Below are 12,372 nucleotides of genomic sequence, written 5' to 3'. Positions count from 1 at the left end.
GCGCACCGCGTTGCCGGCGGCGTCCTGCGGCAGCACCTGCCAGACCGCGTCCCAGGTGCCGACGTCCGACCACGGGAACGACACCGGCAGCACGCCGGCGCGCGTCGTGCGCTCCATCACCGCGTAGTCGATCGAGATCTTCGGAGCCTCGGCGAAGGCGGCGGCGTCGAGGCGGACGAAGTCGAGATCGGTGGTGGCCGCGTCCACGGCCGCCCGGGCGGCGCCGATCACCGCGGGCACGTGCGCCTCGAGCTCGGCGATCATGGTGTCGGCCCGGAACAGGAAGTATCCGGAATTCCAGAGCGCGCCTTCCGCGATCAGACGCTCGGCACCGGCCAGGTCCGGCTTCTCGACGAAGCGCTCGACGGCGTGCAGGCCCGGAAGCTCCTCCAGGCCCGCACCGGGCCGGATGTAGCCGTAATCGCGCGCCGGGCGCGTCGGCTCGATGCCGAGCGTCATGATCATGCCCCGTCGCGCGCCTTCGGCGGCTTCGGCCACGGCCTGCCGGAAACCCTCGGTGTCGCCGATGACGTGGTCGGCGGCGAGGATGAGCACGACCGCCTGCGGGTCCGTGCGGGCCGCGTGCACGGCCGCGACCGCGACGGCGGCCGCCGAGTCCCGTCGTTCCGGCTCGAGCAGGATGTCGGCGGCGACGCCGCATTGTGCCAGCTGCTCGGCGACGATGAACCGGGCATCCGCGTAGGTCAGGACGATCGGCCGGCCGAAGACCGGCGTATCGGCCACGCGCAACGCGGCGGCCTGGAACGTCGAGGTATCCGGGTTCACCAGCCGCGAGAACTGCTTCGGCATGCTCTCGCGCGAGGCCGGCCACAGCCGCGTGCCGGAGCCGCCGCACAGGATCACCGGGCGGACCGGGCTCTTGCGATCGCCGTGCTTCGTCAGGGACAGCACGCTCGGAGACACGTGGTAGGTCATGGCGACTCGATCCGGATCGGAAGGGTTTCGGCAGTCTCGATGACGATGAGACCGATCCGGTCTGCAGGGCTTGCTGAAGAACGGCATCGGCGATCGCGCGCGCGGCTCCATGCGCGCGATGCTGCTCACGCGACGCGGATGTCGCGGTGATGGGGCGCCGGTTCGCGCGGGAGGATCTGGCCCGGGGCCTTCACCATGAGATGGATCGGCTTGGCCGGCTGCTTGTCGCGCGCCAAGCGGAGCAGGTTCTGGCCGTACGGCGTCTTCGCGAAGAGCTCGCCGCGGGCGACGAGTTGCTCGTGGCTGATGAAACGCTGCCGATAGGCGATCTCCTCGAGGCAGGCGACCTGAAGCCCCTGCCGCCGTTGCAGCGTCCGCACGAACTCGCCGGCTTCGAGAAGGCTGTCGTGCGTGCCGGTGTCGAGCCAGGCATAGCCGCGCCGCAGCAGCTCCACGTGCAGGTCGCCGCGTTCCAGGTAGACCTGGTTCACGCTGGTGATCTCCAGCTCGCCCCGGGCCGAAGGCCTCGTCGCCGCTGCGATGTCGAGCACCCGGTTGTCGTAGAGATAGAGCCCGGTCACGGCCCAGTGGCTCTCGGGCCGGATCGGCTTCTCGACGAGCTTTTGCGGCCGGCCGCGACCGTCCAGGGTGACGACGCCGTAGGCTTCGGGGCCGTCGACGTGATAGGCGAAGACGGTCGCCCCGCGCTCGCGCATCGCCGCGCGGACGAGCAGGTTCTTGAGGCCGGCCCCGAAGAACAGGTTGTCGCCCAGCACCAGGGCGACCGGGTCGGTTCCGACGAAGTCGCGCCCGATGATGAAGGCCTGGGCCAGCCCCTCGGGCTTGGGCTGCACCGCATACGAGAAGCGCAGGCCGAACTGCTCGCCGGTGCCGAGCAGCTGCTGATAGCTGCCGAGGTGCTCGGGCGCGGAGATGATCAGGATCTCGCGGATGCCCGCCAGCATCAGCACCGAGATCGGATAATAGATCATCGGCTTGTCGTAGATCGGGAGCAGCTGCTTGTTGATGGCCAGCGTCGCCGGGTGAAGCCGGGTCCCGGACCCTCCGGCGAGGACGATGCCCTTCATGGCGACCCACTCCTCCTGCTCGACCGCGCACCGCCGGGGACGCGATCACGATCCGAAACATCCGACGCTCCGCCGGGACGTGCCCGAAGCGATCCAGGCCTCACCGCGCCGCGGCGGCCGGTCTCAGGTCGGGCGCCGCACCGATCCCCGCCGCCTGCTCCAGCACGTGAAGGTCGAGCGCGAACGGCGATGGGGGCGCGACGTCTTCGCGCGCGGCGGTCAGCAGATTGTCCAGCAGCATCGAGCCGACGGCCGTCTGCCAGAGCCACAGCCCGTTTGCCTGGCCGACGAAGCTCGGTTCGCCACCGAGGGCACCGGCCGGCCTGAAGCCGGCGGCGAGACCGATCCCGAACACGCCGGCGACCGGCCGGCCCTTCGCGTCGAGAACCCGACAGGCACCATCCACGGCGGGACGGGGGGACGTGTTTCCCGTCAGGCGGATCGGTGCACCGCTCGAATCGAACAGGGGCAGCAGCCTCGGTCGATAGCCCAGCGCCGCGACGATGACGTCGGCCTCCTCGAGAAGGCGATGCGCGGGGGCCGGATCCGCGCCGTCGATGAGCATCGGCACGACACGCGGGTCCCCCGGCCGCCCGCCGATGCGTCTGACCTTCATGATCAGGTCACGGGATTCGGTCCGGAATCCGGCGAACCGGAAGACGAAGCCGCTCACCGGGCAGATGTCGCGAGGCTCGAACTCCGTATAGCCGTCGGCCAGAGCCGCCTCGGAGGACGGATAGAAGATCCGCAGCGGGCGCCGATGCAGGATCTGGATGCTGCCGGGCCGCTTCGTCTCCTCGGGCAGGGTTCTCAGGAGCAGCACCGCCGTCGCGACCGCGCTCGTGCTGCCGCCGACGATCGCGATGCGCGGCTCGGCGCGGCCCAGCAGGAAGCGAGCGAGGCACTCCGTGCCGCCCTGTCGCAGGACATCGTCGGATTGCAGGATCTTGCCGGCGAATGTCGGCAGGAGCGGCCGGCCCGCGACCGGCTCCTCGAGCAGCCGCGCCGGATCCTGTGCGCCGCCGGTGGCGAGGAGCAGCGTGTCCGACACGACCTCGAAGGTCGTGCCCATCGTCCTGCTGCAGGTTTTCGTGTGCCACAGCCCGTCCGCGTCGCGGTGGGCGCTCGTCGCCTCGTGATCGACGAGGACCAGCCCCCCGGCATCCAGGATCGCCTTGTGGAGGACCTCGCCGATCAGGACCATCAGGGCCCCGGCCTTCTCCAGCGGGATCGAACCCTTTCCGTAGCCCCGCAACTCCCGGCACAGGGGATGGTCGACCAGCTGGCCGAGCCGCGGGTCGGCGTGATCGGTGACCGCCGTGAGGAAGGTTTCGGCCGTGCTGTCGGACCAGATCGCGTAGCGCCCCAGGCGTCCGGCTCCGAGGATCGGCCCGGCCTCGACGACGGCGACGCCGCCGGCGAGGATCTCGTCGAGGCGCCCGTCTCGCGAGGCCGCGACGAGGGGCGCGAGCGCGGCCGGGCCGCCGCCGACGATGGTGGTGCGGAACGGCGCCTTCGGCGCACGCCGGGCCATCACGCCACCTGCTCCCGAGCCTGGGCGCCGCAGGCCGTGCGAAACGCCTCGCAGATCCGGCCGACATCCGCGACGGTGAGGAAATCCGAGAGCGGGAGTGAGACGACGTGCGCGCTGAGCGCATCAGCCACGGGAAGCGCGCCGAAGACGCACCGCTGCTGGAAGTAGGGCTGCTGCCCGACATGGGGGCTGAAGTAACTCCCCGTGCCGACGCCCATCCGTGCCATGTCCGCACGGATCGCGTCCCTGCTCGCGGCCGATCCGACCGGGAGCAGCACGGGCATGAACTGATAGACGATGCGCTCGCCCGGCGCCTGCTGCATCGAGAAGTCGCGCAACGCCTCGCGATACGCGGCGGTGAGGATCTGCCTGTGCCGAGCGCGTTCCTCGAAATCGCCGAGGCGGACGAGGGCGCCGAGCGCGGCGACCTCCGACATCTTGGCGTTCATCCCCGGCAGCATGGCCGAGCGCTCGCTGTCGAAGCCGAAATTCGCCATGCTCCGCAGGAGCGCGATCGTCTCGGCATCGGTGCTGTAGATCAGTCCGCCCTCGCCGACGCCGAACGGCTTGGTGCCGTGCATCGAATAGACGATCATGTGCGGGGAGCCGGTGCCGAAGGCTCGACCGAGCTGATCGAGGCATCCGAGCGAGGCGGCGGCGTCGATCACGATCGAAACACCGTGTTCCTGCGCCAGGCGATCGTAGCGCGCGAGATCGATGCACGCCCCGAAGGTCGCGTACGGCATGATCGCGACGACCTCTCCGGCATGGGCCCTCAAGGCCTCGTCCTCGGCGATCCGGCAGGCGCACCAATCCGACGGATCGACGTCGATCAGCAGCGGCGTGAGGCCCGCCCACAGCGCCGCATGGGCCGTCGCCGCGAACGTGAAGGCCGGCATGATGACGTAGCGCGCGGTCGGCCCGGACCGTTCGGCGGCCAGCTTCAACGCCAGCATCAATCCGCTCGTTGCATTGCAGACGGTGAGGCACGAACCGACGCCGCCGAAGACGTTCTCGATCATCGCCGCTTCGAGTCGCGTATTGGTCGGCCCATAATTGCTCAACCAACAGGATCTCTCGATCTCTTGGAGCTCGCTGACGTGATCGCTCAGGCGCGGCGCATCCGGCTTCGTGAGGGGCAGATAGTTCGCTGCGATGGTTTCCAGCGCTCGCACTGTCATGGTGAGACCTCAGAATTACTGAATTCGCCTTGATCGCCGTTCGTGAGAACTGATCCCCGACGCGAGAAGCATGGCGGCAGTATTTTTTCTATTCAACTCACAGAACGCCTATATTAATGACTAGCCCAAAATCGCTCGGAGGCGGATATCAGGCTTCATGATTTGGGGAGATGTCGGTATGACAGCAGAGCGATCGAGTTGCTGCGAATTAAATCAATTATCGGCCGTATACAGCTGCGGAATATTGGAAAAATTCACCTGCAGGTTCCTCGGCACTGTCACGCGCCGTCGCGGGCCATCGCGCGCGGCCACGGCTCAGGGGTCTTCCGGCGACCGTTCCTCAGCGCGACCACGGAGGGACGGGGCATCGCCGAACGCGTTCGCACGCGCAAAAGGGTTAGGGTTGGCGCCGATGATGTATCCGTTTCGGCCCAAGCGAATACGTCCATCGGGAACACCGCGAAGATCGCCGGTGTCTCGCAGGATGCCGTCCGCGCGGCCTGAAAGGCCTCGATGGTGTCGTTTCACGCGAAGATGGTCCGCATTCGACGGGTCCCGATTCTGCTCGAATACCGAGATTGCCGGATCCGGGCGATGCGGTTGCCCTTCGTCGCTTCGTCCGAGCCGATCCTGTCGAAGGCGACGGCGCCGCGCCGCCCGCGGCGCTGCCCGACGGGGTGACGATTGCTTCAGCCCCCCACATCCGGCACGGGCGGGCGCCGCTGGATGGATTGGTAATGACGTTCTGTCGGACCATGGCGGTCGCAACAGGCCTTCCGAACCGCCCCGGCGCAAGGCCGCCCGGTCGGTCCATGGGGAAGCCGGTCCGATGGACGACGGTCCGGCGACCGAGCCCTTCGCTTCCACGCCGGCCGCGCGCGGTCAGACCGGAAGCACGTTGGTGTACTTCACCTGGCCCAGGGCGAAGCTCGACTCGATGGATCCGACCCCGTCGAGGCGGGTGAGCTTGTCCTTCAGGAAGCGCTCGTAGGCGGCGAGATCCGGGACGACGACGCGCACCAAGTAGTCGTGCCGCCCAGTCATCAGGTAGCACTCCACCACCTCCGGCCAGCGCGCCACGGCCTCGGCGAAGCGGTCGAGTTCCTCCTCGCGCTGGCGCTCGAGCTTCACCGAGGCGAACACGCTGATCGGCAGGCCGACCTTGGCCTGATCGACCAGCGCCACGTAGCCCTTGAGGATGCCGGCCTCCTCCAGCATCCGGATGCGGCGCAGGCACGGGGAGGCCGAAAGGCCGACGCGGCCGGCGAGATCCTGGATCGTCACCCGCCCGTCGCGCTGCAGCTCGGACAGGATCTTCCGGTCGATCGCATCGATTCGTCGATCCCGCATGAACTCACCTCAAAACCCCGCTGGATTAGCGGATCCTGCCGAGATTTGCGCTCGGTACGCCGAGATTGGCAATTCCTGCCGCGTTCGTGGTGGCATCCTCAGGCCATCTCCGAGAGGCCGAACCGATGCACAGCGACCCGCGCCTGCCCTGCCTGACCGAACTGGAGCGCAAGGCCCTGTGGCTCTCCACCTGGATGATCCACAACGCCAATCACCTCCGCCCGAATCCGGACGGCATGAAGGTCGGCGGCCACCAGGCCTCGTCGGCCTCCCTCGCGACGATCCTGACGGCGCTCTACTTCGCGGTGCTGCGTCCGGAGGACCGCGTCGCGGTCAAACCCCATGCCAGCCCGATCTTCCACGCGATCCAGTATCTCGCCGGCAACCAGACCCGCGCGAAGCTGGAGACCTTCCGCGGCTTCGGCGGCGCGCAATCCTATCCGTCGCGGACCAAGGACACCGACGACGTCGACTTCTCGACCGGCTCCGTCGGCCTCGGCGTCGCGCAGACGCTGTTCGGGTCGCTGGTGCGCGACTACGTCCGCGCCCACGGCTGGGGCCTCGACCGGCCGGAAGGCCGGATGGTGGCGCTGGTCGGCGATGCCGAGATGGACGAGGGCAACATCTTCGAAGCCCTGATGGAGGGCTGGAAGCACGGCCTGCGCCGGACCTGGTGGATCATCGACTACAACCGCCAGAGCCTCGACGCGGTGATCCGCGAGGGTCTGTACACGCGCTTCGAGGAGATCTTCCGCTCGTTCGGCTGGGACGTCGTCGTCCTGAAATACGGTTCTTTAATGGACGCGGCCTTCCGCGAGCCGGGCGGGGCGCGGCTGCGCGCCTGGATCGACACCGCGCCGAACCAGCTCTACGCGGCCCTGACCTTCCAGGGCGGCGCGGCTTGGCGCCGCCGCCTCGAAGCGGACCTCGCCGACGACGCTGACGCGCTGGCGCTGATCGACCGCCGTTCGGACGCCGCCCTGGCCGCGCTGATGGGCAACCTCGGCGGGCATGACCTCACCAACCTGATCCGGGCCTTCGAGGCGGCCGACAACGATCGCCCGACCGTGTTCATCGCCTACACGGTCAAGGGCTTCGGGCTGCCGCTCGCCGGCCACAAGGACAACCATTCCGGGCTGCTCACCCCGGCCCAGACCGCGCTGCTCCGCGAGAGCATGGGCGTGCGCGAGGGGCGCGAATGGGAGCCGTTCGAGGGGCTGGCGCTGCCGGACGCCGAGCTGCGCCGCTTCATCGACGCGGCGCCGTTCTTCGCCGAGGGGCCGCGGATGCGCACGGCGCCGCGCCTGCCGGTGCCGTCGGGCTTCCCATGCCCGCGCCAGCCGACGCAGTCGACGCAAGCGGGATTCGGGCTGATCCTCAACGAGCTGGCGCGATCCGACGCGCCGATCGCGGAGCGCATCGTCACCACCTCGCCCGACGTCACCGTCTCGACGAACCTCGGCGGCTGGGTGAACCGGCGCGGCCTGTTCGCCCGGGAGGAACTGCGCGACCTGTTCAAGGCGGAGCGCATCCCCTCGACCTTCACCTGGGACTTCTCGGCCAAGGGCCAGCACATCGAGCTCGGCATCGCCGAGATGAACCTGTTCCTGCTGCTCTCGGGCCTGGGCCTGTCGCACAAGCTGTTCGGCGAGCGGCTGATCCCGATCGGCACGCTCTACGATCCGTTCATCAGCCGCGGCCTGGATGCCCTGAACTACGCCTGCTACCAGGATGCCCGCTTCATTCTCGCGGCGACGCCGTCGGGCGTGACCTTGGCGCCGGAAGGGGGCGCCCACCAGTCGATCGGCACGCCGCTGATCGGGATGGCGCAGGACGGGTTGTCGAGCTTCGAGCCGGCCTTCGTCGACGAGCTGTCGGTGCTGATGGCGCACGCCCTCGACCATGTGCAGCTCGAGGGGCCGGAGGGCGGCTCGGTCTACTTCCGGCTCTCGACCCGCAGCATCGCGCAGCCGCAGCGCACGATGACGCCGGCCCTGTCCGACGCAATCGTCGCCGGCGGCTATTGGCTGCGCGAGCCCGGCCCGAACGCGGAGATCGTGGTCGCCTATACCGGCGCCGTCGCGCCCGAGGCGATCGAGGCGGTGGGCCTGATGGCCGAGGACCGGCGCGACATCGGCCTGCTCGCCGTCACCTCCGCCGATCGGCTCCATGCCGGCTGGACGGCGGCGCAGCGCGCCCGCGAGGGCGGCGACCGGACGGCGCGGAGCCACGTCGAGGCCCTGCTCGCCGGCCTGCCGCCGCATTGCGGGCTCGTCACGGTGATCGACGGCCACCCGGCGACGCTCGGCTGGCTCGGTGCCGTGCAGGGTCACCGCACCCGGGCACTCGGCGTCGAGCGCTTCGGCCAGACCGGCACCGTCGCCGATCTCTACCGGCACTACGGCCTCGATGCCCGCGGCATCGCCAAGGCCGCCCTGGCGCTGGCACCCGAGCGGCCGATCCGCAACCTGCGCATCGCCTGAGCGCCGCACGTGACGCTGCGCGACCCGATGCGGCTCGACATCGGCGTGATCGCCCGGGCTCCCTCGCAGGGCGAGATCTCGGCGGGTGTGGGACCGCCGAGGACTGGCCGGATCAGGGATTGCGGTCGTTGCGGCGCAGGCTGGCGGGCGATGCGAAGATCAGCAGGCCGGCCGCGACCAGGCAGAGGATGCCGATGCCGTAGAGGGCGGGCGTCGTCGAGCCGGTCAGGTCCTTCACCCAGCCGACCGCCACGGGGCTGACGATGCCGCCGAACTGGCCGAGCGTGTTGATGAGCGCGATGCCGCCGGCGGCCCCGACGCCGGTGACGAGCTTGGCCGGCAGCGTCCAGAAGGTCGGGATCGAGGCGACGATGCCGGCGCCGACCAGCGCCAGGGCGATCATCAGCGGCACGATCTGCTTGTCGAACAGCCCGGCGGCGAAGAAGCCGATCGCCGCCGCCACCGCGAGGCCGGCGACGAATTTCGGCCGGTCGCCGGAGGCGTCGGACAGGCGCCCGATCACGACCATGCTGATCGCGCCGCAGATGTAGGGGATCGCGGTGAGGAAGCCGACGGAGGCCGCGGTGCCGCCGGTGGCGGTCTTGATCAGGTCCGGCCCCCAGAAGTTCAGGCCGTACGAGCCGACCTGCAGCAGGAAGTAGACCAGGGCGATGAGGAGGAAGCCCGGCTGCCTGATCGCGCCCCAGAGCGAGTGGTCGCCGATGTCGCGGTTGTGGTGGGCGATCTTCGAGGCGAGTAGGTCCTTCTCCGGCTGCGTCAGCCAGCGCGCGTCGGCGATCCGATCGTCGAGACGCAGGAACACCAGCACGCCCAGCACCAGGCAGGGCAGGCCGCCGGCCAGGAACAGCCATTGCCAGCCGGCGAGCCCCGCCGTGCCGTTGAGGCCGCCGAGGATCAGCCCCGCCACCGGCGCCCCGAAGATGCCGGAGAAGGCCGAGGCGACGAACATGAACGAGGTCACGCGGCCGCGGAACGAGGCCGGGAACCACAGCGTCAAGTAATAGAGGATGCCCGGTGCGAAGCCGGCCTCCATCGCGCCGATGATGAAGCGCAGCAGGTAGAAGTGCCACTCGGTGCTGATGAAGACCATCAGGGCGGTGGCGATGCCCCAGGAGATCATGATCCGGGCGATCCAGCGCCGCGCGCCGACCTTGTACAGCAACAGGTTCGAGGGGACCTCGAAGATCACGTAGCCGACGACGAACATGCTCGCCCCGAGCCCGTAGGCGACGTTGCTGAAGCCGAGGTCGCTCTGGAGCTGGAACTTGGCGAAGCTGATGTTGATCCGGTCGAAGAACGCGAACATGTAGCAGACCATGATCAGCGGCATCAGCCGCCAAGCGGCCTTGCGGACCACGCTGCTCTCGGTGATGACGTCGAGACCCGCGAGCGGGCCGGTCGTGGCGGCGGTCATGGTTTCCTCCTGGAACGGGGCGGCGGGCGCCCCCGCCGGCCGGTCGCGGACGACCGTCGGGCAGGATGCGCGCGAGCACGGCGGAGCCGCCTTCTCCGAGAGGCTTCCGACGCGGATCGGTTCGGTCGGCGGCTCACGCCGCCCGGGGAACCGGGTGCAGATCGCAGGGGCGCCCGGCCTTGGCGACCTGGCCCGGCACGTCGTGGCCGACGAGGCGCGGCAGGTCGCGGGAGAGGCCGAGCAGGGCCTCGAGGTCGAGGCCGGTCTCGATTCCCATCTCGTGGGCCATGCTGACGAGGTCCTCGGTGCAGATGTTGCCCGTGGCGCCCGGCGCGAACGGGCAGCCGCCCAAGCCCCCGAGCGCCGCATCGAACCGGCGCGCGCCGGCGCCGTAGGCCGCGAGCACGTTGGCGAGCCCGAGCCCGCGGGTGTTGTGGAAGTGCAGGGTCAGCCGCTCGTCCGGCACGATCGCCAGCGCGCGGGCGACCAGGCGCTCCACCTGGCGCGGGTTGGCCATGCCGGTGGTGTCGGCGAGCGTCACGCCGGCGATGCCGAGCGCGAGGTATCGCTCGACCTGTGCCATCACCTTGTCGGCCGGCTGGTCGCCCTCGAAGGGGCAGCCGAAGGCGGTGGCCACCGTGGCGTTCGTCGACACGGGTGTACCCTTCACTGTCTCCATGATCCGGCCGAACCCCTCGATCGAGGCCTCCGGGCTCATGCCCATGTTGGCGCGGTTGTGGGTCTCGCTCACCGAGGCGACGAGGTTGACCTCGCCGACGCCGGCCGCGAGCGCCCGCTCGGCGCCTTTCGGGTTGGGCACCAGGGCGACGTAGACGGTGCCGGGCCGCCGGGCGATCCCGGCGAAGACCTCGGCCGCGTCGCGCAGCGCCGGCACGGCCTTCGGCGAGACGAAGGACGAGACCTCGATCCGCGAGAAGCCAGCGGCCGAGAGCGCGTCGATCAGCCGGATCTTCTCGGCGGTCTCGACGTAGCGCGGCTCGATCTGGAACCCGTCGCGGGTGGCGACCTCCTGGATCAGCATGGCGGTTTCGGTCATTGCACGGCTCCCTCGCGGCGCAGGCGCTCGATGGTCTCGGCGTCGCGGCCGAGGTCGGCGAGCACGGAATCGGTGTGGGCGCCGAGCGCCGGTCCCTGCCAGCGCACCGCCCCGGGGGTGCCGGACAGCTTGGGCACGATGCCGGGCATCTTCACCCGGGTGCCGCCTGGCAGCTCCGCGTCGAGGATCATGTCGCGGGCGCGGTAGTGCGGGTCGGCGACGATGTCGGCCACCGAGTAGATCCGTCCCGCCGGCACGTCGGCCGCCGCGAGCGCTGCGAGCGCTTCGTCCACGGTGTGCGCCCGGGTCCAGTCCGCGATCACGCCGTCGATCATGCCTGCCACCCGCGAGCGGCCGTCGTTGCTGCGCAGCGCCGGGTCGTCGGCGAGGTCGGGCCGGCCGACGACGGTCATCAGGCGGCGGTAGATCGGGTCCGAGTTGCCGGCGATGACGACGAAGCCGTCGTCCTTCGTCGGGTAGGTGTTCGAGGGCGTTATGCCGGGCAACGCCCCGCCGGTGCGGGTGCGGACCTCGCCGAGCAGGTCGTATTCCGGGACCAGGCTCTCCATCACGTTGAACACGCTTTCCACGAGGGAGACGTCGATAACCTGGCCCTGGCCGCCGGCGGTCTTGACGTGGAGCAGCGCCATCAGCGCGCCGATCACCCCGTGGAGCGAGGCCAGGGTGTCGCCGATGCTGACGCCGACGCGGGCGGGCGGGCTGTCCGGGCTGCCGGTGGTGAAGCGGATGCCGCCCATCGACTCGCCGATCGCGCCGAAGCCCGGCCGGTCGCGATACGGCCCGGTCTGGCCGTAGCCGGAGATGCGCACCATCACGAGCTTGGGGTTCAGCTCCGAGAGCACGTCCCAGCCGAGGCCGAGCTTCTCCAGGCCGCCGGGCCGGAAGTTCTCGACCACCACGTCGGCGCTCCGCACGAGGTCCTTGACCACCGCGAGCCCATCGGGCGCCTTCAGGTTGATCGCGATCGACTTCTTGTTGCGAGACTGCAGGTACCACCAGAGCGAGGTTCCCTCGTGCAGCTTGCGCCACTTGCGCAGGGGATCGCCGTCCCCCGGCGACTCGACCTTGATCACCTCGGCGCCGAACTCGGCCAGGATCTTGGTGGCGAACGGTGCCGCGATCAGCTGGCCGAGCTCGAGGACCCGGATCCCGTCGAGCGGACCCTTGGGCGATGCTTCGCCGGTGCCTGGCATGGCCGTTCCCTCCATTGTCTTTGGGTCGATCGGTATTGGATCGGGTGCACGCTGTCCAAACGCGATGCATCACCCCGCGTTCTCCGAAGGCGAA

8 protein-coding genes and 1 pseudogene are annotated in these 12,372 nt (G+C 69.6%); 1 reads left to right on the top strand and 8 read right to left on the bottom strand.

What is annotated here, in order from left to right:
* The 5 genes and pseudogenes from MKK55_RS16960 to MKK55_RS16940 all read right to left on the bottom strand — a co-directional run.
* Window positions 1-936: mannose-1-phosphate guanylyltransferase (locus MKK55_RS16960; protein ID WP_243936637.1), on the bottom strand; the 936-nt coding region annotated here is incomplete at its 3' end.
* A gap of 224 nt (window positions 937-1,160) precedes the next feature.
* Window positions 1,161-2,024: pseudogene (gene rfbA / locus MKK55_RS16955) on the bottom strand (glucose-1-phosphate thymidylyltransferase RfbA); the annotation flags it as partial.
* Between the two features lie 100 nt (window positions 2,025-2,124).
* Entirely contained in the window at window positions 2,125-3,558 is a 1,434-nt protein-coding gene (locus tag MKK55_RS16950; RefSeq protein WP_243936632.1) for an NAD(P)/FAD-dependent oxidoreductase, read from the bottom strand.
* Window positions 3,558-4,739, bottom strand: coding sequence for a DegT/DnrJ/EryC1/StrS family aminotransferase (locus MKK55_RS16945; RefSeq protein WP_243936631.1), 1,182 nt, complete (start codon window positions 4,737-4,739; stop codon window positions 3,558-3,560). The genes MKK55_RS16950 and MKK55_RS16945 overlap by 1 nt, the downstream gene beginning before the upstream one ends.
* 882 nt (window positions 4,740-5,621) lie before the next feature.
* A complete protein-coding gene (locus MKK55_RS16940; RefSeq protein ID WP_243936629.1) occupies window positions 5,622-6,089 on the bottom strand; it encodes an Lrp/AsnC family transcriptional regulator in 468 nt (155 codons plus the stop codon).
* 125 nt (window positions 6,090-6,214) lie between these two features.
* Here MKK55_RS16940 and MKK55_RS16935 point away from each other — a divergent pair, with 125 nt between their 5' ends.
* Entirely contained in the window at window positions 6,215-8,572 is a 2,358-nt protein-coding gene (locus tag MKK55_RS16935; RefSeq protein ID WP_243936627.1) for a transketolase, read from the top strand.
* Window positions 8,573-8,684: 112 nt separating this feature from the next.
* On the opposite strand, the gene MKK55_RS16930 is transcribed toward MKK55_RS16935, so the two are convergent.
* The 3 genes from MKK55_RS16930 to MKK55_RS16920 form a co-directional block, all read right to left on the bottom strand.
* Window positions 8,685-10,007 (bottom strand): MFS transporter, encoded by a 1,323-nt coding sequence (locus MKK55_RS16930; RefSeq protein ID WP_147726130.1) that lies wholly within the window; start codon window positions 10,005-10,007, stop codon window positions 8,685-8,687.
* A gap of 133 nt (window positions 10,008-10,140) precedes the next feature.
* Window positions 10,141-11,064 (bottom strand): hydroxymethylglutaryl-CoA lyase, encoded by a 924-nt coding sequence (locus MKK55_RS16925; protein WP_147858468.1) that lies wholly within the window; start codon window positions 11,062-11,064, stop codon window positions 10,141-10,143.
* Window positions 11,061-12,278, bottom strand: coding sequence for a CaiB/BaiF CoA-transferase family protein (locus MKK55_RS16920; RefSeq protein WP_147840769.1), 1,218 nt, complete (start codon window positions 12,276-12,278; stop codon window positions 11,061-11,063). The genes MKK55_RS16925 and MKK55_RS16920 overlap by 4 nt, the downstream gene beginning before the upstream one ends.
* Between the last annotated feature and the right edge of the window lie 94 nt (window positions 12,279-12,372).

Origin of the sequence: Methylobacterium sp. J-059 (assembly GCF_022829485.1) — a bacterium.
Lineage (GTDB): Bacteria > Pseudomonadota > Alphaproteobacteria > Rhizobiales > Beijerinckiaceae > Methylobacterium.
This window is presented reverse-complemented; position numbering and strand designations above follow the sequence as displayed.

Coding starts and splice junctions, on each gene's coding strand:
- MKK55_RS16935 (WP_243936627.1), top strand. CDS start 6,215: ATGCACAGCGACCCGCGCCTGCCCTGCCTGACCGAACTGGAGCGCAAG.
- MKK55_RS16925 (WP_147858468.1), bottom strand. CDS start 11,064: ATGACCGAAACCGCCATGCTGATCCAGGAGGTCGCCACCCGCGACGGG.
- MKK55_RS16920 (WP_147840769.1), bottom strand. CDS start 12,278: ATGCCAGGCACCGGCGAAGCATCGCCCAAGGGTCCGCTCGACGGGATC.
- MKK55_RS16930 (WP_147726130.1), bottom strand. CDS start 10,007: ATGACCGCCGCCACGACCGGCCCGCTCGCGGGTCTCGACGTCATCACC.
- MKK55_RS16950 (WP_243936632.1), bottom strand. CDS start 3,558: ATGGCCCGGCGTGCGCCGAAGGCGCCGTTCCGCACCACCATCGTCGGC.
- MKK55_RS16940 (WP_243936629.1), bottom strand. CDS start 6,089: ATGCGGGATCGACGAATCGATGCGATCGACCGGAAGATCCTGTCCGAG.
- MKK55_RS16945 (WP_243936631.1), bottom strand. CDS start 4,739: ATGACAGTGCGAGCGCTGGAAACCATCGCAGCGAACTATCTGCCCCTC.